The organism is Lampropedia cohaerens, assembly GCF_001005215.1.
In the GTDB taxonomy this organism is placed as follows: domain Bacteria; phylum Pseudomonadota; class Gammaproteobacteria; order Burkholderiales; family Burkholderiaceae_C; genus Lampropedia; species Lampropedia cohaerens.
Genome location: NZ_LBNQ01000037.1, coordinates 72904 through 95784, shown reverse-complemented (window position 1 = coordinate 95784; position 22881 = coordinate 72904). Strand labels below are relative to the sequence as shown.

Below are 22881 nucleotides of genomic sequence, written 5' to 3'. Positions count from 1 at the left end.
CTCAACTCCCGCTGCGGCGCAGACAGTAGTGCAGCAGCGCGGCCGTGACCGCCAGCCCGATGCCGGTGGACAGCACCACCACCAGCGCGATGCGCCACCCGTAGGCCTGCAGCAGCGGCAGATGCACCATCACCCCCACGCCAACGGGCACGAACAGCAGCGAAAGATGCTGCAGCAGAAAACCGGCGATCACCGCCACGCGCTGGCGCAGCCAAACCCACTGCAGGGCCGGCAACAGCAGCACCATGCCAACGACCGGGCCCGGTATTGGCAACGCCAGCGCCCGCGCCAGCAGCTCGCCCAGCACCTGCAGCACCAACAGTGCTGCAAGCCCTTGCAATCCCTTGATTTCCATCGTGGTTCCTCACCGTTGTTTCTGAAAACTTCTGCTTGCCACACGCCGGAGGTTGGCGCGCGACCAGCCTTCATGACCGCCTCACACATCCGACTCGAAGGACTGCAGGCGCAGCGTCGCGCGCGTGAGGCGCTCGGCCTCGTTATCGACCTCGCGCAGATTCTCCCGCACGGACAGCACGTGCTCGCGCGCTGCACGATAGGCCGCTTCTGGCTTGCGCTGCATGACGGCGCGGAAGATGCGTTGGTGCTGGCGATCGATCTGCTGCTTGTAGATCGGCCGCGTGTAGAGGTGGTGTGCCGATGCCATGACGCTGGCAAGCATCAGCTCGCTGAGCGATTCCAGTGTATGCACCAGCACCGGGTTGTGCGCTGCTTCGGTGATGGCGCGATGGAAGGCATGGTCGCGGCGGGCATGCTCCTCGGCGCTGAGTGTCTGACCCGCTGGCGCATGCTGGGCGGCCTGCCAGCGCTCGAAGTGCCGCCGGATCAGCACCAGATCAGCGCCGGTTGCGCGCGAGGCCGCCAGCCGCGCCGCTTCCGCCTCCAGCAGCAGACGCACTTCCAGCACGTCGTACAGCGTGCGCGGTTGCGATGCGAACAAGTGCAGCAAAGGGTTCACCGACTGGGTTGTCACGGCGGCAGCCACAAACGAGCCTCGCCCGTGCTCGGTACGGATGATGCCGCGTGCGCGCAGCATGCGCAGACCCTCGCGCAAGGCTGAGCGCGAGCAGTGCAGCCGCTCCATCAGGCGGCGCTCGGACGGCAGTGCCTGGCCGACCTTGAGTACGCTGTCGGCCACCAATTGCTCGATGTACGCGGCAACCTGGTCGGCACGCCTGGATATCGCATGCCCTGCGCCAGCCAGCGCGGAGGAAGGCGAGAGACTTATAGTGGTAGGACCAGATGGCATGAATAAAAAAACAAGATAAGGGAAAACCCGTAACTGCTTGGAGAATATAGGGAAATATATACGCTTTGCATATACGAAAACTGGTAGGACCAGTAGATTTTCTCATTGTCGCAGGCAGACCAGCTCTTCATAATGCGCAGCTGCCCTCACGACGATGCGAGGCTCCTGCAGGAGCCAGCCAGCCCACGATGAACATCCTCTACGACGAACGCATTGACGGCACCCTGCCGGAGGTCGACCGCGACGCACTGGCTGCGGCGCTGCGCGCGGCGGAGCCAACGCTGAAAATCCTCGACGAGGATGAACGGCTGCGCCCCTACGAATGCGATGGCCTGTCCATGTACCGCACCCGGCCACTGTTGGTGGTGTTGCCCGAGCACATCGAGCAGGTCGCCAGCGTGCTGCGCATTTGCAGGCAGCGCAAGGTGCCGGTGGTGGCGCGCGGCGCCGGCACGGGGCTCTCCGGCGGCGCACTGCCGCTGGAAAAAGGCGTGCTGCTGGTGATGGCACGCTTCAAGCGCATTCTGGAAGTCAACCCCGCCGGGCGCTTTGCCCGCGTGCAACCGGGTGTGCGCAACCTGGCCATCTCGCAGGCGGCCGAGCCGCACGGCCTGTACTACGCGCCTGATCCGTCCTCGCAGATTGCCTGCTCCATCGGCGGCAACGTGGCTGAGAACGCCGGCGGCGTGCACTGCCTCAAGTACGGCCTGACCGTGCACAACGTGCTGAAGGTCGAGATGCTGACCATCGACGCCGAGCCCGTCACGCTGGGCAGCGACGCGCTGGATGCACCGGGCTTTGACCTGCTGGCACTGTTTACCGGTTCCGAGGGGCTGCTGGGCATTGTCACCGAAGTCACCGTGCGCCTGTTGCCCAAGCCGGTCGTCGCCAAGGTATTGATGGCCAGCTTTGACGACATCGAGAAAGCCGGCCGCGCCGTGGGCGACATCATCGCCGCCGGCATCATTCCGGGCGGTCTGGAGATGATGGACCGGCTTTCCATCCATGCTGCCGAGGACTTCATCCACGCCGGGTATCCGCTTGATGCCGAGGCGATTTTGCTGTGTGAGCTCGATGGCGTCGAATCGGACGTGGACGAAGACTGTCAGCTGGTCTATGACGTATTGAGGAAAGCCGGTGCCACTCAGGTGCAGCAGGCCAGGGATGAGGCCGAGCGCGCCAGGTTCTGGGCCGGACGCAAGAACGCCTTTCCCGCAGTGGGCCGCATCTCGCCGGACTACTACTGCATGGATGGCACCATCCCGCGCCGCGAGCTGCCGCGGGTGCTGCGGGGCATCGAAGCGCTCTCGCAGCAGTACGGTCTGCGCGTGGCCAACGTGTTTCACGCCGGGGACGGCAACATGCATCCGCTGATCCTGTTCGATGCCAACACGCCCGGGGAGCTCGAGCGCGCCGAACAGCTGGGCGGCAAGATCCTCGAGCTGTGCGTGGAAGTCGGCGGCAGCATCACTGGCGAGCACGGCGTGGGCCGCGAGAAGATCAACCAGATGTGCGCGCAGTTCGGCAGCGACGAGATCACCTTCTTTCACGCCGTCAAGGCCGCCTTTGACGAGGAAGGCCTGCTCAACCCCGGCAAGAACATCCCCACGCTGCAGCGCTGCGCCGAGTACGGCGCCATGCACATTCGTGGCGGACAGCTGCCATTTCCCGAACTGGAGCGCTTCTGATGCCCAATGCCGTCTTGTTTGACGCCGGTGCCGGGCAGGATCTGGCCGAGCAGCTGCTAGAGCAAGTCCGCCAAGCCATTGCCAGCCGCCAGCCGCTGGCCATTCGCGGCGGCGGCACCAAGCAGTTCCTGGGCCGCCAGCCGGCGCAAGACCATGCCACGCAGGTGCTGGATGTGCGGGGCCACCGCGGCATCGTCGCCTACGACCCGACCGAGCTTGTCATCACCGCGCGGGCCGGCACACCGCTGACCGAACTGCACCGCGCGCTGGACAGAGGCGGCCAGATGCTGCCCTGTGAGCCGCCCTCCCTCGGCGCTAACGCCACCGTGGGCGGCATGGTGGCCGCGGGGCTGTCCGGCCCGCGCCGCCCCTGGGCGGGCGCGGTGCGTGACTTCGTGCTCGGCACGCGCCTGATCAGCGGATTCGGTACCCACCTGCGCTTTGGTGGCGAAGTCATGAAAAATGTGGCGGGCTATGACGTCTCGCGCCTGTTGACCGGCAGCTTCGGCTGTCTGGGCGTGATCACGGAGGTTTCCTTCAAGGTACTGCCCAAGCCGCGCTGCACGGTCAGCGTGGGCTTGGAAATGCCGCTCGAGCAGGCCCTTGCAAGACTGGCGGAATGGGGCCAGCAGCCCTTACCCATCACGGCTGCCTCCCATGACGGCACGCGACTTCGGCTGCGCTTCGAAGGCAATGAAGGCTCGGTGCGCGCCGCGCACGAGCGCATTGGCGGTGAGCCCATCGAAGCCGACTGGTGGGCGGATTTGCGTGAGCTGCGCCTGCCGTTCTTCGATACGACCAGAGATACGCGGCCATTGTGGCGGCTGTCGGTGCCAGCCTGGGCGCCGCCGCTGAGCCTGCCGGGCAGCCAGCTGATCGACTGGGCCGGCGCGCAGCGCTGGCTGCGCAGCGACGCCGACGCGGCCATGATCCGCGCCGCCGCACAGGCAGCTGGCGGTCATGCTAGCTGCTTCACCCGCGGCCACGTCAATCTGCCCTTCCATCCCCTCGCACCGGCGCTGCTGCAGCTGCATCGCAACCTCAAGACGCGTCTTGACCCGCACGGGTTGTTCAATCCGGGCCGTATGTACCCCGAGTTCTAAACCCCACGCCATGCAAACCAACTTCTCCGACGCTGCCCGCGCCCTGCCCCATGCGGACGAGGCCGAACGCATCCTGCGCAACTGCGTGCATTGCGGCTTTTGCAACGCCACATGCCCGACCTACCAGGAGCTGGGCAACGAGCTCGATGGCCCGCGCGGGCGCATTTATCTGATCAAGCAGTTCCTTGAACACGATGTGGTCAGCGCCGCGACACAGGAGCATCTGGATCGCTGCCTGACCTGCCGCAACTGCGAAACCACCTGCCCCTCCGGCGTGGAATACCACAAGCTGCTGGACATTGGCCGCCCTGCCATCGACGCGCGGGTGCGGCGCCCGGCCAGCGAGCGGCTGCTGCACGAAGGACTGCGCCAGGCGCTGCCTCGCCCAGGACTGTTCCGTGCACTGTTCAGGACCGGTCAGGCCCTCAAACCGCTGCTGCCACGCCGCCTTGCCAGCAAGATGCCACGCCAGATTCCTGCGCCCGGCCAGCGTCCGCAGCCTCGCCACACGCGCCGCATGCTGATGCTCGAAGGCTGCGTGCAGCCCACCCTCTCACCCAATACCAATGCGGCGGCGACACGCGTGCTGGACCGTCTTGGCATCAGCATCGAGCCGGTGCGCGAAGCCGGCTGCTGCGGCGCGGTCGACTTTCATGCCGGCACGTGGAGTGGTCAGCGGGATGGACTGGCGCGGGCGCGCCGCAACATCGATGCCTGGTGGCCCAGGCTGCAGCACGGTGCCGAGGCCATCATCCAGACCGCCAGTGGCTGCGGCGCCTTTATCAAGGAGTACGGCTATTTGCTGCGCGATGACCCGCAGTATGCCGAGAAAGCCCGCGCCGTCAGTGCAAAGGCACTGGATCTGTTCGAAGTCCTGGCACAACAGGATCTCGAATCCATTCGTATCCAATCGGAGGAGAAAATCGCCTTTCACTGCCCCTGCACGCTGCAGCATGCGCAAAAGCTCGGTGCGCTGGCGCAGCAGGTGCTGACGCGGCTGGGGCTGAACCTCACCACGGTGCCTGACGCACATTTGTGCTGCGGTTCGGCGGGCACCTACTCCATCACCCAGCCTGAGCTGGCAAAAAATCTGCGCGACAACAAGCTTGATGCCCTCGAGAGTGGCCACCCCGATCGCATCGTCACCGCCAACATCGGCTGCCAGAGCCACCTTGATGGCGCTGGACGCACGCCCGTGCGGCACTGGATAGAGGTTATCGACGAGGCACTGCACGCCTGAGACCTCGTTTATTAAAAGCCTCGGAAAACCTCGTGTTTTCCCTCACGCGGGCGCGCCACAATAGGGGCTATCCCGATAGCATCCGTTCGCATACCGCCACAGCTGCGGGAAAACGATAGCGATAAATCACTGGTCCCAGACTGTCTCCTGGCGAAAAATAGCACGGTCGTGCCAAATTCAATGACCGGCGAGGCACGCCGCCATTACAGGAGACATCGCAATGAAAAAAACACTCGCCCTGGGAGTGCTGGCTGCAGGCGCTGCCGCGCCGCTGTATGCACAGTCCTCCGTGCAGCTGTATGGCATCATCGACGTAGCAGTGCGCCACACCACCAACGAGGGACCTGCTGGCAACCACGACAGCTCTCGCACCGGGCTGGTCGGAGGCGGCATGTCACAAAGCCGCATCGGCCTGAACATCTCCGAGGATCTCGGCAACGGCCTCAAAGCCATCGCCAATTTGGAGCAGCGCATCAACAGCACCGATGGCAGCATCGTTCACCCCAGCGGGTCGGGCTTTCAGCAAAGCTGGGTGGGCTTGCAAAGCAGCCGATTCGGTCGCCTCACCGTGGGTCGCCAATACAACGCCCTGTTCGATCTCTACACCAGCACCTTCGCCTCCTACCCCTATTCGCCGTACATGGAGGTGTTCAAGCCCGAAATCGGCATGTCGCTGGGCGCGCGCAGCAACGATCTGGTCAAGTATCTCGCCGAATTCGGCAAATTCCGCATCAGCCTGCAGGCCACGTTCAAGGGTGAGGGCACCACCACGGTGCCGGGCGTTCCCGGGGTGTACTCGACCGGAGGAAAGTCCCGCGGCGGTTACCTGCGCTATGCCGACGGCGGCCTGGCCATCGGTGCCGGTTACCTGGAGCGCGACTTTGGCAGCGAGGGCAAGAAGCTCAAGGCGTGGGCGCTCGGAGGCTCCTACCGCACCGGTCCCTGGTACTTCAACACCGCCTACGCCGAGAACAAGCACAACCTGGATGGCCAGGCCAACTGCGGCGCGAACATTCAGTGCAACGTGGACTACGCCACACTGAGCAGCCTCTGGCAAGGCACCGTCAATGGCGGCTTCAGTGGCCCGGCATTTCTTGCTGCCAACAAGCGGCAGATGGCCACCGTCGGCGTGGGCTACCAGCTCACGCCACAGCTCAATCTCGGCGCACATTACTGGTACGCCCGCCAGACCGGCCGCACCGAAATGGGCGATGGCAAGGCGCATTTCGGCTCCATTCTGCTCAACTATGCATTCTCCAAGCGAACCGATGCCTACGCCGGCGTGGACTACACCAAGCTCAGCGGCGATCGCCTTTCGCTGACCGACACCAGCGGCGCGGACAATGGCGCCAAGAGTCGCACCGGGGTCACCATCGGGATTCGTCACCGGTTCTGAGACTGCCAAGGCACGCGTCTACGGAGGCCTTACGGCCTCTGTTCCCCATCTCTGCGGAGCAACGCTGCGGTGCCATGCGGGCTACTCAAGCGGGTGCTCGCCCAACCATTGCACGACCGGCTCAAGCGCGGGCTGCAGCGGCGCGGCATCGGACCACACCAGGCTGCACTCCAGCGACGGCAGCGTGCCGTGCTGCGCGGCGACCCTGCGATACACGACGCCCTCGCGCTGGAACGCCTGCACACTCTGCGGCACCCAGGCCAACCCCAGACCCGCCGAAACCAAGTTGACGAGTGTCTGCATCTGAATCGCTTCCTGCACCACATCGAACGCCATGCCATGCTGGCGATACAGGCGCACCAGCGCGTCGTGCAGGGACGGCAGGATGTGCCGCGGGGTGGACACCAGCCACTGCCCTGCAAGCTGTGACACGGCGACGGGCTCCGCTGCATCGCCTGCCGCCAGCGCATGCCTACTGGGAATGGCCAGCCGCAGCGTCTCCATGCGCACCGGCACGGCCTGCAGATCCTGCGGCAGGCTGCCCGGTACATGCAGCATCAGTCCCGCATCCAGTTCACCCTTGCGCAGTGCGCGCAGCTGCTGGTCTCCAGTGGCTTCCTGCAACAACAGTCGCACACCGGGATAGTGCGCGCGCAGCAGGCGGACCCAGTGCGGAATCAGGTCATAGCCTGCGGTCGAGACAAACCCCAGCCGCAGCTGCCCCAGCGTGCCCTGCTGCATGGCCTGCGCCATGGCTGGCAGGCGCTCGGCTTGCAGCAGCAGGGCCTGCACCTGCGGCAACAGCTGCCTGGCCACCGCCGTCAGCGCCACCTTGCGGCTGGTACGCTCAAACAGCCGCACGCCAAGGCGTCGCTCCAGCTGGGCGATGGCCTGCGTCAGCGGTGGCTGCGTCATGTGCAGCCGCTCGGCGGCGCGGCCGAAATGCAACTCCTCGGCCAGGACAACAAATTGCCGCCAGGCACGCAAATCAATATCAATCGATGCCATATTCATATGCGCAGCATATCAATCTGCGTGTCAGAAACAATTGGATTTGTGCGTCATGCACGCCGACAATAATGCCCCGGCAGCCGACCTGCCGCACGGTGCATTCCTTGCTTGCTCCCACAGCTCCCCCACGAGAATCATGAACGACAAGAAAGTTATCCCCATCCGCCCCGCCAACGCGCGCAGCGCCCACATCACGCAGGGCAAGTCGCGCGCGCCCAACCGCTCCATGTACTACGCGCTGGGGTATACCGAGGAGGACTTCAACAAGCCCATGGTCGGCGTCGCCAACGGCCACTCCACCATCACCCCCTGCAATGCCGGCCTGCAGAAGCTGGCGGACGCGGCCATCGAGGGCATCCGTGAAGCAGGTGGAAACCCGCAGGTATTCGGCACGCCAACGATTTCCGACGGCATGTCCATGGGTACCGAGGGCATGAAGTACTCGCTGGTCAGCCGCGAGGTCATTGCCGACTGCATCGAGACCAGCGTCGGCGGCCAATGGATGGATGGCGTGCTCGTCATCGGCGGCTGCGACAAGAACATGCCAGGCGGCATGATGGGCATGCTGCGCGCCAACGTACCGGCCATCTACGTCTACGGCGGCACCATCCTGCCAGGCCGCTACAACGGGCAGGACCTGAACATCGTCAGCGTGTTCGAAGCCGTCGGCCAGAACGCTGCAGGCAACATGAGCGACGAAGAGCTCAAGGAGATCGAGCGCCGCGCCATCCCCGGCACCGGCTCCTGCGGCGGCATGTATACCGCCAACACCATGTCCAGTGCCTTCGAGGCCATGGGCATGAGCCTGCCCTACTCGTCCACCATGGCCAATCCGCATGACGAGAAGCAGAACTCGGCCAAGGAATCAGCCAAGGTCCTGCTCGAAGCTATCAAGAACGACCTCAAGCCCCGCGACATCGTCACCCGCAAGGCACTGGAAAACGCGGTGGCCGTCATCATGGCAACGGGTGGCTCGACCAACGCCGTGCTGCACTTTCTGGCCATTGCGCACGCCGCAGGCATCGAGGACTGGAGCATCGACGACTTCGAGCGCATCCGCCAGAAAGTGCCGGTGATCTGCGACCTCAAGCCATCGGGCAAGTACATGGCCGTTGACCTGCACCGTGCAGGCGGCATCCCGCAGGTCATGAAGATTTTGCTCAACGCAGGGCTGCTGCACGGCGACTGCCTGACCATCACCGGCAAGACCATTGCCGAGACGCTGGCCGACGTGCCCGACACACCGCGCGCCGACCAGGACGTGATCCGCCCGATCGACAAGCCACTCTATGCCCACGGGCATCTGGCCATTTTGCGCGGCAACCTCAGCCCGGAAGGCGCAGTGGCCAAGATCACCGGACTCAAGAATCCCTCCATCACCGGCCCGGCGCGCGTGTTCGACGACGAGCAGTCGGCCCTGCAGGCCATTCTGGACGGCAAGATCAAGGCCGGTGACGTGATGGTGCTGCGCTATCTCGGCCCCAAGGGCGGCCCTGGCATGCCGGAGATGCTGGCCCCCACCGGGGCATTGATTGGCGCCGGATTGGGTGAGAGCGTCGGCCTGATTACCGACGGGCGCTTCTCCGGCGGCACCTGGGGCATGGTGGTCGGCCACGTCGCCCCGGAAGCCTACGAAGGCGGCACCATTGCGCTGGTGCATGAAGGCGACACCATCACCATCGACGCGCACAAACTGCTGCTGCAACTGCACGTCAGCGACGAGGAACTGGCCGAGCGCCGCAAGGCATGGAAGCGCCCCGAGCCGCGCTACACCAGGGGCGTGCTGGCCAAGTTTGCCCACAACGCCGCCAGCGCCAGCAAGGGCGCGGTGCTGGACGCCTACGACGAAATCTGATCGGCAGCGAGCGCACGCAAACCCAATCGCGCCGCGTTGCAACATACGCGGTGCCAATAAAAACAGGCCAAGCAATATGCCATTGCTTGGCCTTGATTTTGGCGGAAGGGGTGGGATTCGAACCCACGGATGGTTGCCCATCGGCGGTTTTCAAGACCGCTGCAATCGACCACTCTGCCACCCTTCCGGACATTCCTGCGCCAATTTAGCCAGGCGCGCCGCAGTCTTTGGCAAGCGCGCTATTCTACGGGCAATTGCCACGCGCCAGCGCCTGCCCCGTTTGCAGCGCGCCAATAGATTTTCTCAAGGAGCACACCATCATGACCGCCCCCTCCGAGACGCTGCGACTTCTGCGCGCATGCTTTGATGCCGCCGTGCAGGCCGCCAGCCCGCAACTGCAACTGGCAGCACATCTGCCAGCACCACCGCGCGGGCGAGTCATTGTCATTGGCGCGGGCAAGGCATCGGCGGCGATGGCGCGTGCACTGGAACAGGCCTGGCCTGACGTTTCGCTACAAGGGCTGGTCGTGACCCGCTACGGGCACGCAGAATCTTGCTCGCGGGTGGAGATCGTGGAGGCCTCGCATCCAGTACCTGATGCAGCGGGTGAGCAAGCGGCCACTCGCATGCTGGAAATGGTGCGAGGTTTGTCTGAAGACGACTTGGTCGTCTGCCTGATCTCGGGTGGCGGCTCCTCGCTGCTGCCGCTGGCCCTGCCAGGAGTTTCGCTGGCTGACAAGCAAGCCGTCAGCAAGGCGCTGCTCAAAAGCGGCGCCAGCATCCAGGAGATGAATACGGTGCGCCGCCACCTCTCGGCCATCAAGGGCGGTAGATTGGCAGCAGCTTGTGCGCCGGCACGCCTGCTCAACCTGATCATTTCCGATGTACCGGGTGACAGCGCACATGACATTGCCTCCGGCCCGACGGTGGCCGATCCCACCACCCGTGCTGATGCGCTGGCCGTGCTGGAACGCTACCGCATTGATGTGCCCGCTTCCGTTTCCGCCATGCTCAGTAGCGATGATGCGGAAACGCTCAAACCTGGCGATGGCAGGTTGCCGAGGACGGAAACCGTGTTCATTGCCACTCCCATGATGGCCCTGCAGCGCGCCGCCGAAGTCGCCCGCGCGCAAGGCATTCAGGCATACATCCTGGGCGATGCGATTGAGGGCGAGGCACGCGAAGTCGCCAAGGTCCTGGCTGCCATGGCGCTGAGCGTCAAGCGGCATGGCCATCCATTTCCGCGTCCATGCCTGTTGCTCAGTGGCGGGGAGACGACGGTGACCGTGCGCGGCAACGGCCGCGGCGGTCGCAACGTCGAGTTCACGCTGGCCTTGGCGCTGACATTGCGCGGCGAGGCGGGCATTCACGCGCTGGCGGCCGACACCGACGGTGTCGATGGCGAGGAGGAGGTGGCTGGCGCCTGGATCACCCCGGCGACACTGCAGCGCGCCCGCGAGTTAGGCCTTGACGCGGCGCAGTGCCTGGATACCAATGACGCGCACCGCTTCTTCGAGGCGCTGCAGGCCCAGGTCATCACCGGGCCCACACGCACCAACGTCAACGACTTTCGCGCTATTCTGATCGACTGACATGACGACTTTCTGCCAGAACGCGCCATGGCGCCAAACCAAGATCATCGCCACGCTGGGCCCCGCCACGCCGGACCTGGCCAGCATTCAGGCGTTGCACAAGGCCGGCGCGGACGTATTTCGCCTCAACTTCAGCCACGGCAGCCACGACGAGATGCGCCAACGCCTACAGGCGGTCCGCGCGGTCGAGCAGCAGTGCGGCCGGCCCATCGCGGTGCTGGCCGACCTGCAAGGTCCGAAACTGCGCATCGGCACCTTTGCGGGCGATCAGGCGGTGCTGGAGGCGGGGCAGACCTTCGTGCTGGACCTGGACACTGCCCGTGCAGGCGACGCGCAGCGGGTGGCTCTGCCCCATCCGGAAATCTTCGCAGCGCTGCGCCCTGGCGCGCAGTTGCTGCTCGATGACGGGCGGCTGCGTCTGCGTGTGATCGCCTGCGATACGCAGCACGCCATCACGCGTGTCGAGACAGGTGGCGTACTGCGCAACCGCAAGGGTGTGAACGTGCCGGATGTGCCGCTGCCGATTTCCGCGCTCACCGACAAGGACCGTGCCGACCTGCACTTTGCCTTGGAACTGGGAGTGGATTGGGTGGCCCTGTCGTTTGTGCAGAGGGCGCAGGACATCACCGAATTGCGCGCGCTGGTCGAAGGCCGCGCCAGCATCGTCGCCAAGCTGGAGAAACCCGCCGCCATTGAGGCGCTGGAGGAAATCATCGCGGCAACCGACGCAGTGATGGTCGCGCGGGGAGATCTGGGCGTGGAGCTTCCCGCAGAGCAGGTTCCCAGTCTGCAGCGGCGCATCGTGCGCGCCTGTCGGCAAAGCGGCAAGCCCGTCATCATCGCCACGCAGATGCTCGAATCCATGGTTGCCGCGCCGGTACCCACCCGCGCCGAGGCATCTGACGTGGCCACTGCCATCTACGAGGGCGCCGATGCGGTAATGCTCTCGGCCGAATCGGCCGCCGGACGCTATCCGGTGGAAGCAGTGCAGATGATGCGCCGCATCATCGCGCACTGTGAATCGGACCCGAACTGGCGCGATGCGCTGGCTGCCACGCAGTCGGCCCCCACTGCCACGGTTGCGGACGCCATTGGCCTGGCCAGCCGCCACGCCATCAGCCTGCTGGGCGCTGCCGCCACCGCGGCCTTCACCAGCTCGGGCTACGCGGCCATTCGTGCGTCCCGCGAGCGGCCCGCAGCCCCCATCATCGGCCTCACCCCCCGTCTAGCCACAGCCCGCCGCCTCGCGCTGGTGTGGGGAGTGCATCCGGTCGTCACGCCGGAGCTGGCCGTCGGCACCCGCATCGAGCAGCTCTCGCAGGTGGCCGAACGCCACGCACTGGCAGCCGGTTTTGCCAAGCCCGGCGACTGCATCGTGATCTCTGCCGGCGTGCCCTTCGGCACGCCCGGCACCACCAACCTGCTCAAGATCACTAGGCTGGCAGAGGCGGCCTCCGATGCTCCAGCGCAGAACTGAATGAACGCCGCGCTGACTGGGCGCTCCAAGCACTGCAGCGCCCTATCGCTAGTGGGATAATCTGGTCGCATATGTCCATCACTATCTACACCGAGGCGGACTTTCCCGAGCTGCGCAAGGCGTGCCGCCTTGCCTCCGAAGTCCTCGACTACATCACCCCATTCATCAAGCCCGGCATCACTACCAAGGAGATCGACCGGCTTGCTGCCGAGTGCATGGCCAAGCAAGGCACGCGCTCAGCCTCGCTGGGCTATCAGCCATCGCCCGAGTACCCGCCCTATCCCGGCTCGGTCTGCACCTCGCCCAACAACGTGGTCTGCCACGGCATTCCGAATGACAAGCCACTCAAGAAAGGCGACATCCTGAATGTGGATGTCACCATCATTACGCCCGAGGGCTGGTATGGGGACAATAGCCGCATGTTCGAGATCGGCGAAGTCTCCATCGCCGCCAAGCGTCTATGCCGCCTGACCTTCGAGGCCATGTGGCTGGGCATCCTGCAAGTCAAGCCCGGCAACCGTCTGGGTGATGTGGGTCACGCCATCCAGAAGTTTGCCGAGGGCCATGGCCTCTCGGTCGTGCGCGAATTCTGTGGGCATGGCGTGGGACGACGCTTTCATGAGGAGCCGCAGGTGCTGCATTACGGGCGACCGGGAACCATGGAGGTGCTTGAGCCGGGCATGGTGTTCACCATCGAGCCCATGCTCAACCTGGGGCGCCGCGAGATCAAGGAGCTGGGGCGCGATGGCTGGACCATCGTGACCAAGGACCACAGCCTGACCGCGCAGTGGGAGCACCAAATATTGGTCACCCCCACCGGCTACGAAGTGCTGACGCTGTCGGACGGCTCGCCGCCGCCGCCGGATTTCGTCACCGCGACCAAGACGTGAGCACGCTACCCCACTGATTGGAAAGCCGGCCGTGCCTTCCTCCCCGCTCACCCCTGCGTTGATGCGTCGCCCAGCGCGGGAAAGGCTGTAGTTAACGATGGCAACGGCGCTGACCACGCGCAGCAGCACGATGCACGCGTGCCTGCGTCGGCATTCCCGTCAACTGCACGTCTGATTTCAGGACACTCCTTCGCGCCATGCCCGTTCTCCAAGTCCCCCCTGCCACCCTCTCCGGACTGCGCGAGCAATACCGGCGACAAAAGCAGGCCGTCATTGCCGACCTGCTGCATCCCGGCCAACAGGGCCGGCGCATTCACACGCAGCTGCGTCGCCTTGCCGAGTACGCCGACAAGCTACTGCGCCAGCTCTGGCGCGTGGCCGAAATGCCGGGCGATCACGCCCTGATCGCCGTTGGTGGATTTGGCCGCAAGCAGCTCTTTCCAGCCTCGGATGTGGACGTGCTGCTGCTTGTGCCGGGCACGCAGACCAATTGCGAGGACAACCCGCTCAAGCAACGCATTGAGCAGTTTGTCAGCAGCTGCTGGGACGTGGGGCTGGAAATCGGCTTTTCCCTGCGCACCATTGACGAATCGCTAGAGGATGCGCTGCAGGACATCACCGTCCAGACCGCCATGCTGGAGGCGCGCTGGCTCGCCGGCAGCCGCAAGCTGTTTGGCGCTTTCCAGGCACGCTTTGCGCAGACGATTGACCCATTGGCGTTTTTACGCGCCAAGACGCTGGAGATGCGCCAGCGCCACGCCAAGTACGACAACACGCCCTATGCCCTGGAGCCCAACTGCAAGGAATCACCCGGCGGGCTGCGGGATCTGCACGTCATCATCTGGGTCGCCCGCGCTGCCGGACTGGGCGCGACGTGGGAAGAGCTGGCTGCCAACGGTATCGCCACTGCGTACGAGGCGCACGAACTGGCCGCCTGCGAGGCCGAACTCAGCCTCATCCGCGCGCGTCTGCACGCCTTGTCCGCGCGCCATGAAGACCGTTTGATCTTCGATCTGCAGGGCAGCGTGGCAGAGCTGTTCGGCTATCGCTCGGAAACGCAGCAGGGCTCCCGCCTGCCAATGCGCGCCTCCGAGCAGCTGATGCGCCAGTACTACTGGTGCGCCAAATCGGTCACACAGCTCAACCAGATTCTGCTGCTCAACATCGAGGAACGGCTCAACCCCAGTGCCCACCAGCTGCGTCCCATCAACGAGCGTTTCTTCGACAAGGGCGGCATGATCGAGGTCGCCAGCGACGATCTGTACGAGAAGAATCCCCACGCCATCCTGGAGACATTTCTGCTCTACCAGACGCAAGTAGGCCTGAAGGACCTGTCCGCTCGCACATTGCGTGCGCTCTACAACTCACGCCATGTGATGAACGCCGCGTTCCGGCGCGATCCGGTCAACCGGCAGATGTTCATGCAGATCATCCAGCAGCCGGCTGGGATCACCCACGCGCTGCGGCTGATGAACCGCACCTCCGTGCTGGGGCGCTATCTGTGGGCATTCCGACGCATCGTCGGGCAGATGCAGCATGACTTGTTTCATGTCTACACGGTTGACCAGCACATCCTGATGGTGCTGCGCAACGTGCGCCGCTTCTTTCTCGCAGAGCACGCACATGAATATCCCTTCTGCGCCAGCCTCGCTTCCGGCTGGGACAAGCCGTGGATTCTCTACCTTGCGGCACTGTTTCACGACATTGGCAAGGGGCGCGGAGGCGACCACTCGGACATCGGCGCACGCATCATGCGCAAGTTCTGTCGGGAGCATGGCATCGCCAAGGCTGACACCGACCTGCTGGTCTTTCTGGTCCAGGAGCACCTGGTCATGAGCCAGGTCGCGCAAAAGCAGGACCTGAGTGATCCTGACGTGATTGCCGCCTTTGCCCAGCGCGTGGGCAACGAACGCTACCTGACCGCGCTATACCTGCTTACCGTGGCCGACATCCGCGGCACCAGCCCCAAAGTGTGGAATGCGTGGAAGGGCAAGCTGCTGGAAGACCTGTACCGCGCGACTTCGCGCGTGCTCGGCGGCACCCGTCCCGACCCCAAGGCGGAAACCGAACTGCACAAGGGCGAGGCACGCGTGCTGCTGACGCTCGACCCCATCAGCAACGCGCAAATCGATGCCTTCTGGTCGCGCATGGATGCGGGTTATTTCACTCGCCACACCGCCGACGAACTGGCCTGGCACGCACGCCATCTGGCCGCGCTGCCGGTCGATCATCAAGGCCAGGCCACGGTGCTGGCGCGCAAGTCCGTCATCGGCGAGGGCCTGCAGGTCACCATCTACGCTCCCGACCGCGAGGACCTGTTTGCCCGCATCGCCAGCTACTTTGACCAGGCGGACTATGAAATTCTCGATGCGCGCATTCACACCACACGAGACGGCCACGCCTTGGATACCTTTCAGGTAGCACTCGAATACGACGGCACCCATCTGGAGCAGCGCGCGCGTTTCATCGAACGCGATCTGAGCGGCTACCTGCAGCAGCCCTCCTGCCTGCCCGAGCCCAAGCCACACCGTGCCTCGCGGCGCGCGCGCAATTTCCCGGTCAACACCCGCATCCGCATGGAGCCCGATGACAAGGGCGAGCTGTGGCTGCTGACCATCTCCGCCTCCGACCGTCCGGGCCTGCTGTATTCCATTGCCTGGACGCTGGCCAAGTACGATCTGGACATCCATCTGGCCAAGATTACCACGCTGGGCGAGCGCGCCGAGGACAGCTTCCTGATCGACGGCAAGGCACTGCGCAACCCGCAAACCCAGCTGATGCTCGAGCGCGACCTGACGCAGCAGTGCCAGGTCCGCTAAGTCTGCCTACACCGCAATGCGGCCTGGCGCGCAGCGCACGCGCTGCGCTACCATCGCAGGCAACCGCACGCTGCCCACGTGCAGCGCACCACCTCTGATCTTCGCCTGCCGCCCTGTCATGCTCAAGTACCACACCATTGTCGTCACGCCGTTTCAGCAAAACTGCTCCATCGTCTGGTGCGATGCCACGCTGGATGCTGCGGTCATCGATCCCGGCGGGGAGCTGCCGCGCATTCTCGCCAAGGTAAAGGAACTGGGTGTGCGGCTCAAGGCCATCTGGCTCACCCATGCGCACATTGACCACGCCGGCGCGGCCGGCGAACTGGCACAAACGCACGCCCTGCCCATCATCGGCCCACATCCGCAAGACCAGTTTCTCATCGACAGCCTGCCGGCGCAGAGCATGGCCTACGGCTTTCCCCTGGCGCAGTCCTTTACTCCCAGCCGCTGGCTGGACGATGGCGACGCCGTGCAGATCGGTAACGAGACGCTCAACGTCTACCACACGCCTGGCCATACACCCGGGCACGTGATCTTCCATTCTTCAGCCGCGTCGCTGGCGTTTGTGGGTGACGTGTTGTTTGCCGGCAGCATCGGGCGGACCGATTTCCCAAGAGGCGACCATCAGCAACTCATCGACAGCATCATCACCAAGCTCTGGCCACTGGGCGGCGCCACACGGTTCGTGCCAGGCCATGGACCGGAGAGCACGTTCGCGCGCGAACGCGCCAGCAACCCCTTCGTTGGCGGCACGTGACGCGGTTGCGCCGGCCTGCGCCGATCAGCTTGCCAGCATGCGCGGCCACGAACAATCCCACCCCGGGCCTGCCACGCATGCCCCTTCCGCTTCATCTGCACCGATTGCCTAACGATGCGTGACACTCAGAAACCCTCCGTCTGGCAGGCCTTCACTCAACCTGCGGCGTGGACGATGTTCTTCTTCGGGTTCGCATCTGGCCTGCCGTTCCTGCTGGTGGCCGGCACGCTGGCCTATTGGCTGCGCGAGGGCGGCCTGCAGCTGCGCGACATCACCATGATCGCCAGCGCCGGCATGGCGTACTCGTTCAAGTTCCTGTGGGCGCCGCTGGTGGACCGCTGGCGGCTGCCCGTCCTCGGGCGCCTGGGCCAGCGCCGCGGCTGGCTGCTGCTGGCGATGCTGGCGGTGATGCTCGGCCTGCTGGCAATGGCCGGGCTCACGCCGCAGCGGCTGACCGTGTTCGTCTGGGTGACCGTTGCGGTGGCCGTGTTCGGTGCCACGCTGGACATTGCGGTGGATGCCTATCGCGTGGAGATCGCACCGCCCGTGGCGCAGGGCGCATTGGTCGCCACGTATTCACTGGGGTACCGCCTCGCACTCATTGCCAGCGGCGCACTGGCGCTGGTGCTGGCGGACCACACAGTCTGGCCGAACGTCTACCGGGCCATGGCCGCGCTGATGCTGGTGCCGATCGCCACCGTGCTGCTGGCGCGCGAGCCCGACGTGGTGCGGGTCCGGGTGCAGAACTTCGCCGAGGGCCTGCGCGAGGGCGTGGTCGAGCCGTTTGCCGACTTCTTTCGCCGTTTCGGCGGCGCGCTGGGATTGATGATTCTGGTGTTCATCCTGTCGATGAAGATTTCCGACCAGGCCATCGTCGGCGGCATCATCGGGCCGTTCTATCTCGACCAGGGCTTTAGCAAGACCCAGATCGCGGCAGTGACCAAGGTCTACGGCATCTGGGTCGGCATTGCCGGCGCCTTCCTCGGCGGCGTGGCCGTGGCCCGCTGGGGCGTGCGCTGGCCGCTGCTGGCGGGCATCGTGCTGGGCGCGGCCAGCAACCTGCTGTATCTGGCACTGATCGGCGCCGACGGCGACACGCGCCTGCTGACCCTGGTGATCTCGGGCGAGAACCTGGCGCAGGGCTTTCTCGGCACCACGGCGGTGGCCTACATGTCGGCGCTGGTCAATCAGCGCTACACCGCCACCCAGTACGCGCTGTTCTCGTCGCTGATCATGCTGCCGGGCAAGGTACTGGGATTTTTCTCCGGGCGCATCGTCGAGACCTACCAGGGCTATGGCAGCTACTTCGTGCTCACGGCCGTGGTGGCGGTTCCGGCAGTGCTGCTGTTTTTCTGGCTGTACCCGCGCGTGAAACTGGCTGGCGAAGAGGCGGACGACTTCGCGTCGCGGCGGCCTTGAGCGTATAGGTACACGCGCTCATTCGTCCACCTCGTCATCCGCGTCTGTGGCGGGTGCAGCGCCGGACTGCGGCTTCAGGTGGGCGCGCGGATGGGCCTCATCGTAGATCCTGGCCAGATGCTGGAAATCCAGCCGGGTGTAGACCTGTGTCGTCGCAATGTTGGCATGGCCCAGCAATTCCTGCACGGCGCGCAGATCGCTGCTGGACTGCAGCACATGGCTGGCAAAGGAGTGGCGCAGCATGTGCGGATGCACCGGCTGTGCCAGCCCGGCCTGCTGGCTGCGCTGGCGCATACGCAGCCATGCGCTCTGTGCACTCATGCGCGCACCTCGCAGGCTGATGAACAGCGCAGGCTGGTCCGGCCAGCGCTGCGACAGATCACGCACGGCGCACCACTGCCGCAGTGCCTGCATGGCCGGCGCACCGATAGGAACGCTGCGACGCTTGCTGCCCTTGCCAATGACGTGCGCCTCGGCTGCTTCCCAGTCGATGTAGCCACGGCCCTGCTGCTCGGTCTGGGCACTGGCGCGCAGGTCCAGCCCCAATGCCTCGCCAATGCGCAAGCCGCTGCTGTAGAGCAGCTCGGTCAGCGCTGCGTCGCGGCGCTCCAGCCATTGCGCCACATCATGGTCGGACTGCGCAGGGGCGCGAAAGGCCGCCAACTGCACCGCTTCGTCGATGGCCAGCGCCTTGGGAAGCGGCCTGGGTGCCTTGGGCGCACGCACGTCCTGCACCGGGTTGGCAACGATCAGCCCCTCCTGCACCGCCCAGCGGTAGAAGCTGCGCCAGCCACTGAGAATCAGCGCTATGCCACGCGCTGAGCGGCCCCGGCTGTGCATGCCGGCCACCGCCTTGCGGATGTGAAAGGGCCGCAGTGCCAGCACGGCGGCCCCTGCGTCCGCGGCTACCTGCTCCAGCTTGTGCAAGTCCTCGCGATACAGCGCCAGGGTACGTGCGGCCAGGCGACGATCGACGCGCACATAGTCCAGATAACGCCGCGCCGGCTCGCTCAATGCGACCGGCGCCACAGTCGCTCTCGAAGTGGCAGGCGAGGCCGAAGGTGAAGCAGACATGCGCCCGGGCTGATTGTATGGACGCCTATTCCAGCGGCAGTTCCGCCTGACCACCTTCCTGTCTGGCCAGCCGCTCCTGCTCCTTGAGCCAGGCAACGGTCTGCTGCGGCAGCAAGCGCTCCATGGCCGCAGCTGCCAGTTCCGCCAGACGGTTGAGCAGGTCAATGCCCATGTCCTGGGTAAAACGGTGGCTGTCGGGCGAGGTCAGCAGCAGATAGCCAAAGGTCATGCGGTTCTCCGCAATGGCTCCGGCGCGCAGCGGCAACAGGGCAATCGACTGCACGTCAGCCAGTTCGGCCTGCGTGCCAGCGAGGCTCTGCAGGCCCTCGATGCTGCCACGCGGGCCGCAGTAGGGCTTGTCGAGCGCGGCGATGTGACCCTTGCTCTCGGCGATAACCTGCTGCACGTGGGGCAGGTCGCTGTAGGCCGCATCCAGATCCCATAGCCGCAGGTAGACATGGGGCACATCAAACAAGCGCTGTAGTTGCCATGTCAGCACGTCCGGCAGTCTGGCGGCATCCTGCTCTCGCAGCATGGCCGCCGTCCACGCGTGCGCCTTGGCGATGATCTGGGCGTTTTCGCTGCCATAGCCCATCATCTCGACAATGCTGGCCTCCAGCCCCTTGATCTTCTCGCGCAGCATGGCTGTCTGGCGCTCGTGCAGGCTGACCGTCTTGCCGCCATGGGGGCTCGCCAGTTGCACGCTGCCCAGCACTTCGGCAAAACGCTCGAAGAAGCCGGGGTTGGTCAACAGATAGCTGGCAATGTCCTCTTCCGTGGTGAGGCCGCCGTGCGGCAGGGAATCAACAGTCATGGCATTCAATCGATGTGAGCAGAAATTGCGGGGCGCCAGCGCGCAGCGCCCCAGCGTCAGTCAGAGAGCTCCGGAATGCAAACCGTGCCCTCGAAAACCGTCTCGGCCGGGCCGGTCATCAGCACGTCGCAGGCCGGATCGGCAGACCATTCTATGGTGAGCACACCGCCTCGCGTGACGACATCCACGCGCGAATCCAGCGCGTCCCACAGAATTCCCGCAACGACAGCGGCGCAGGCGCCCGTGCCGCAGGCCAGCGTCTCGCCTGCGCCGCGCTCGAACACGCGCAGCGCAATGCGATCGCGCGCCAGGACCTGCACAAACCCGGCATTGACCCGCTGCGGAAAGGCCGCGTGCCGCTCGATCGCCGCACCCACCTGCTGTACCGGCGCGGATGCGACGTCATCGACGCGCTGCACCGCATGCGGATTGCCCATGGACAGTACCGTCACCTGCACCGCATCCAGCCCGGCCACCCCCTGCAGTGGCAGCTGCCAGACATCGGCGCGGCCCACGCGCTGCGCAGTCAACCCGACGGAATCGAAAGGCACCTCCTGCGGCGCCAGGCGCGGGCGCCCCATGTTGACCGTCACGCGTCCATCGGGTTGCAGCTGCGGCGTGATCACGCCGGCCTTGGTCAGCACCCGCAGCCGGGATTGTCGCGTCAGCCCCTTGTCGAACACGTAGCGCGCAAAGCAGCGCGCACCGTTGCCGCACTGCTCGACCTCGCCACCATCGGCGTTGTGGATGACATACTCGAAGTCGACCTGCCCGGCCATGGCCTGTGGCGCCGGACGCACCGATAGGATCTGGTCGGCCCCCACGCCGAAATGGCGATCAGCCAGCCAGCGGTACTGGGCCGCGCTCAGGCCCAGCGGACCACGGGTTTCGTCCAGCACGACGAAGTCGTTGCCCGCGCCCTGCATCTTGGTAAAGGAAATCTGCATCGAAATTCTGTCCTTGCAACCTGCCCAGTGAATCAGTGAATTCTTCCCCTCCGCGGCCTGCACGGATCAGGCATCCGGGGTGATGGAATCGGCCCACTCGTACAGTGCACCAAGAATTTCCTGCTCCGCATCGTTGGCATCCTCGGACAGCGCATCGATCTGCGCCATCAACTCGGTGGCCGAGCGCGCGCCGTCTGTGCCGTCGATCAGCCGCGCCCTGCGATGCGCCTGCCAGCGCTGTTGCTCGGCGGCATTGAGACTCTCCGGCGCATTGCGGGCGCGGCAGAGAAACACGAGCGTCTGCAGCCGCGCATCGTCGAAGGCGGGCTGCTGCTGGCCCCATTGTGCCAGGGGCAACGCACGCAATGCCTGCAACCGCTGCCGGTCGGCGTCGCCAAGAAAACCTTCGTACAGCGCCTGTTCGGGATGGAGCGGTGTCTGCTGCGCCTGTGGACGTGCAAACACTTCGCACCACAGCCCGCTGAGGTCGGGCAGCCGGCGGGCCAGTTCGGCATGGTGCATCAGCCGGTCCCAGTCCAGGCCCCAGCGCGCGCGCAGCGCGGGCGTGACCACGTTGAGATTGCCCACCACCATTGGTGACCTATTCAGATGCACGCTCTTGAGCGGCAGGCGGGTCACGCCTTCGGGCAGATCGGCCTGGCGCGTAAACAGTCGCAGGCGCGCGGTCTCGGCATCGAGTTCGACCAGTTCGGTGGGATCGAATGCAAGGTTCCAGGCCAGCAATTCGTTGCGATTGCTCGGGTGACTTGCCAGCGGCCACATGATGGCCAGGCAGCCCTGCTCGGCCGGGAACATCCCGGAGATGTGCACAAATGGCCTGGCCTGCCCCGGCGCACTTGGCAGGCCCAGCTCCGCGGCGACTTGCCGCTTGTCGCGCAGCTTCAGCGCAAACTCGAACAGCCGCGGCTGCTGGTCACGGATCAGCCGCGCCAGCGCAATCGTCGCTCGCACATCGGAGACCGCATCGTGCGCGGCCTCATGCGCCAGGCCGTTGACAGCAGTCAGCAACTCCAACCGAAAGCTCGGCCTGCCATCCTCACCACTCGGCCAGGTGATGCCGTCTGGACGCAGGGCATAGGCCATGCGCACGACATCAAGCAGATCCCAGCGGCCGTTGCCGTTCTGCCACTCGCGCCCATACGGATCGATCAGGTTGCGCCAGAACAGAAAACGCGTGAACTCGTCATCGAACCGAATGGTGTTGTAGCCAACGCCCACCGTCCCTGGCTCCCCGAAGGCCTGCTCAATGCTCTGCGCGAAGGTGTACTCCGGAACGCCTTGTTGCCATGCCTGCTGGGGCGTAATGCCGGTAATCAGGCAGGACTGTGGGTCGGGCAGGTAGTCCTGCGGTGGCTGGCAGAACCACTCCATCGGCGCGCCGATTTCGTTGAGCTGCCAGTCGGTGCGTATGGCCGCAAACTGCGCCGGACGGTCGCGGCGTGGATCGGCGCCGAAGGTTTCGTAGTCGTGCCAGAGAAAGGAATGCATGGAGGAGTGAGAAAATGGCGCGG

Annotated in this window: 18 protein-coding genes and 1 tRNA gene; 11 read left to right on the top strand and 8 right to left on the bottom strand. The window is 65.0% G+C overall.

What is annotated here, in order from left to right:
* Position 1 precedes the first annotated feature (1 nt).
* A complete protein-coding gene (locus AAV94_RS12435; RefSeq protein WP_046742576.1) occupies positions 2–349 on the bottom strand; it encodes a CidA/LrgA family protein in 348 nt (115 codons plus the stop codon).
* Positions 350–436: 87 nt separating this feature from the next.
* Complete coding sequence (gene glcC, locus AAV94_RS12430; RefSeq protein ID WP_084824915.1) at positions 437–1267, bottom strand: transcriptional regulator GlcC; 831 nt, start codon at positions 1265–1267, stop codon at positions 437–439.
* 188 nt (positions 1268–1455) lie between these two features.
* Between glcC and glcD the strand changes: the two genes are divergently transcribed.
* The 4 genes from glcD (at position 1456) to AAV94_RS12410 (ending at position 6694) form a co-directional block, all read left to right on the top strand.
* The gene (gene glcD / locus AAV94_RS12425) at positions 1456–2955 is read left to right on the top strand and encodes a glycolate oxidase subunit GlcD (protein ID WP_046742526.1); all 1500 of its coding nucleotides are present in this window, start codon (positions 1456–1458) and stop codon (positions 2953–2955) included.
* Positions 2955–4058 (top strand): glycolate oxidase subunit GlcE, encoded by a 1104-nt coding sequence (gene glcE / locus AAV94_RS12420; protein WP_046742525.1) that lies wholly within the window; start codon positions 2955–2957, stop codon positions 4056–4058. Before glcD ends, glcE begins: the two co-directional genes overlap by 1 nt.
* Positions 4059–4068: 10 nt before the next feature.
* Complete coding sequence (gene glcF, locus AAV94_RS12415) at positions 4069–5298, top strand: glycolate oxidase subunit GlcF (RefSeq protein ID WP_046742524.1); 1230 nt, start codon at positions 4069–4071, stop codon at positions 5296–5298.
* A 220-nt stretch (positions 5299–5518) separates the two neighbouring features.
* On the top strand, positions 5519–6694 hold the full coding sequence (locus AAV94_RS12410) for a porin (RefSeq protein WP_046742523.1): 1176 nt from the start codon (positions 5519–5521) through the stop codon (positions 6692–6694).
* A gap of 81 nt (positions 6695–6775) precedes the next feature.
* Here AAV94_RS12410 and AAV94_RS12405 read toward each other — a convergent pair whose 3' ends face one another.
* Positions 6776–7702 carry a LysR family transcriptional regulator gene (locus tag AAV94_RS12405; RefSeq protein ID WP_046742522.1) on the bottom strand — a complete coding sequence of 309 codons (927 nt, stop codon included), beginning with the start codon at positions 7700–7702 and terminating at the stop codon, positions 6776–6778.
* Between the two features lie 139 nt (positions 7703–7841).
* Here AAV94_RS12405 and ilvD point away from each other — a divergent pair, with 139 nt between their 5' ends.
* A complete protein-coding gene (gene ilvD, locus AAV94_RS12400) occupies positions 7842–9560 on the top strand; it encodes a dihydroxy-acid dehydratase (RefSeq protein WP_046742521.1) in 1719 nt (572 codons plus the stop codon).
* Positions 9561–9659: 99 nt separating this feature from the next.
* On the opposite strand, the gene AAV94_RS12395 is transcribed toward ilvD, so the two are convergent.
* Positions 9660–9747 (bottom strand) — tRNA-Ser (locus tag AAV94_RS12395).
* Between the two features lie 133 nt (positions 9748–9880).
* Here AAV94_RS12395 and AAV94_RS12390 point away from each other — a divergent pair.
* The 6 genes from AAV94_RS12390 to AAV94_RS12365 all read left to right on the top strand — a co-directional run bounded on the left by AAV94_RS12390 (position 9881) and on the right by AAV94_RS12365 (position 18514).
* The gene (locus tag AAV94_RS12390; RefSeq protein ID WP_046742520.1) at positions 9881–11152 is read left to right on the top strand and encodes a glycerate kinase type-2 family protein; all 1272 of its coding nucleotides are present in this window, start codon (positions 9881–9883) and stop codon (positions 11150–11152) included.
* Position 11153: 1 nt separating this feature from the next.
* A complete protein-coding gene (gene pyk, locus AAV94_RS12385) occupies positions 11154–12629 on the top strand; it encodes a pyruvate kinase (RefSeq protein WP_046742519.1) in 1476 nt (491 codons plus the stop codon).
* A 71-nt stretch (positions 12630–12700) separates the two neighbouring features.
* Positions 12701–13519 carry a type I methionyl aminopeptidase gene (gene map, locus AAV94_RS12380; RefSeq protein ID WP_046742518.1) on the top strand — a complete coding sequence of 273 codons (819 nt, stop codon included), beginning with the start codon at positions 12701–12703 and terminating at the stop codon, positions 13517–13519.
* 197 nt (positions 13520–13716) lie between these two features.
* Positions 13717–16338, top strand: a complete 2622-nt coding sequence (locus AAV94_RS12375; RefSeq protein ID WP_046742517.1) for a [protein-PII] uridylyltransferase — start codon at positions 13717–13719, stop codon at positions 16336–16338.
* 118 nt (positions 16339–16456) lie between these two features.
* On the top strand, positions 16457–17095 hold the full coding sequence (locus AAV94_RS12370) for an MBL fold metallo-hydrolase (protein WP_046742574.1): 639 nt from the start codon (positions 16457–16459) through the stop codon (positions 17093–17095).
* A 114-nt stretch (positions 17096–17209) separates the two neighbouring features.
* On the top strand, positions 17210–18514 hold the full coding sequence (locus AAV94_RS12365) for an AmpG family muropeptide MFS transporter (RefSeq protein WP_197408069.1): 1305 nt from the start codon (positions 17210–17212) through the stop codon (positions 18512–18514).
* An 18-nt stretch (positions 18515–18532) separates the two neighbouring features.
* On the opposite strand, the gene AAV94_RS12360 is transcribed toward AAV94_RS12365, so the two are convergent.
* The 4 genes from AAV94_RS12360 to sbcB form a co-directional block, all read right to left on the bottom strand.
* Entirely contained in the window at positions 18533–19588 is a 1056-nt protein-coding gene (locus tag AAV94_RS12360; RefSeq protein ID WP_084824914.1) for a tyrosine recombinase XerC, read from the bottom strand.
* A 25-nt stretch (positions 19589–19613) separates the two neighbouring features.
* On the bottom strand, positions 19614–20402 hold the full coding sequence (locus tag AAV94_RS12355) for a DUF484 family protein (protein ID WP_052755044.1): 789 nt from the start codon (positions 20400–20402) through the stop codon (positions 19614–19616).
* A 56-nt stretch (positions 20403–20458) separates the two neighbouring features.
* Positions 20459–21349, bottom strand: a complete 891-nt coding sequence (dapF, locus tag AAV94_RS12350; RefSeq protein WP_046742514.1) for a diaminopimelate epimerase — start codon at positions 21347–21349, stop codon at positions 20459–20461.
* A 66-nt stretch (positions 21350–21415) separates the two neighbouring features.
* The gene (gene sbcB / locus AAV94_RS12345; protein WP_046742513.1) at positions 21416–22858 is read right to left on the bottom strand and encodes an exodeoxyribonuclease I; all 1443 of its coding nucleotides are present in this window, start codon (positions 22856–22858) and stop codon (positions 21416–21418) included.
* Positions 22859–22881: the final 23 nt, after the last annotated feature.

Excerpts from the sequence above, each read along its gene's own strand:
- AAV94_RS12410 (WP_046742523.1), top strand. The coding sequence starts at position 5,519 with ATGAAAAAAACACTCGCCCTGGGAGTGCTGGCTGCAGGCGCTGCCGCG.
- glcF (WP_046742524.1), top strand. The coding sequence starts at position 4,069 with ATGCAAACCAACTTCTCCGACGCTGCCCGCGCCCTGCCCCATGCGGAC.
- glcE (WP_046742525.1), top strand. The coding sequence starts at position 2,955 with ATGCCCAATGCCGTCTTGTTTGACGCCGGTGCCGGGCAGGATCTGGCC.
- pyk (WP_046742519.1), top strand. The coding sequence starts at position 11,154 with ATGACGACTTTCTGCCAGAACGCGCCATGGCGCCAAACCAAGATCATC.
- AAV94_RS12370 (WP_046742574.1), top strand. The coding sequence starts at position 16,457 with ATGCTCAAGTACCACACCATTGTCGTCACGCCGTTTCAGCAAAACTGC.
- AAV94_RS12355 (WP_052755044.1), bottom strand. The coding sequence starts at position 20,402 with ATGACTGTTGATTCCCTGCCGCACGGCGGCCTCACCACGGAAGAGGAC.
- glcC (WP_084824915.1), bottom strand. The coding sequence starts at position 1,267 with ATGCCATCTGGTCCTACCACTATAAGTCTCTCGCCTTCCTCCGCGCTG.
- sbcB (WP_046742513.1), bottom strand. The coding sequence starts at position 22,858 with ATGCATTCCTTTCTCTGGCACGACTACGAAACCTTCGGCGCCGATCCA.
- AAV94_RS12390 (WP_046742520.1), top strand. The coding sequence starts at position 9,881 with ATGACCGCCCCCTCCGAGACGCTGCGACTTCTGCGCGCATGCTTTGAT.
- ilvD (WP_046742521.1), top strand. The coding sequence starts at position 7,842 with ATGAACGACAAGAAAGTTATCCCCATCCGCCCCGCCAACGCGCGCAGC.
- AAV94_RS12405 (WP_046742522.1), bottom strand. The coding sequence starts at position 7,702 with ATGGCATCGATTGATATTGATTTGCGTGCCTGGCGGCAATTTGTTGTC.
- AAV94_RS12360 (WP_084824914.1), bottom strand. The coding sequence starts at position 19,588 with ATGTCTGCTTCACCTTCGGCCTCGCCTGCCACTTCGAGAGCGACTGTG.
- glcD (WP_046742526.1), top strand. The coding sequence starts at position 1,456 with ATGAACATCCTCTACGACGAACGCATTGACGGCACCCTGCCGGAGGTC.
- AAV94_RS12365 (WP_197408069.1), top strand. The coding sequence starts at position 17,210 with ATGCGTGACACTCAGAAACCCTCCGTCTGGCAGGCCTTCACTCAACCT.
- dapF (WP_046742514.1), bottom strand. The coding sequence starts at position 21,349 with ATGCAGATTTCCTTTACCAAGATGCAGGGCGCGGGCAACGACTTCGTC.
- AAV94_RS12375 (WP_046742517.1), top strand. The coding sequence starts at position 13,717 with ATGCCCGTTCTCCAAGTCCCCCCTGCCACCCTCTCCGGACTGCGCGAG.
- map (WP_046742518.1), top strand. The coding sequence starts at position 12,701 with ATGTCCATCACTATCTACACCGAGGCGGACTTTCCCGAGCTGCGCAAG.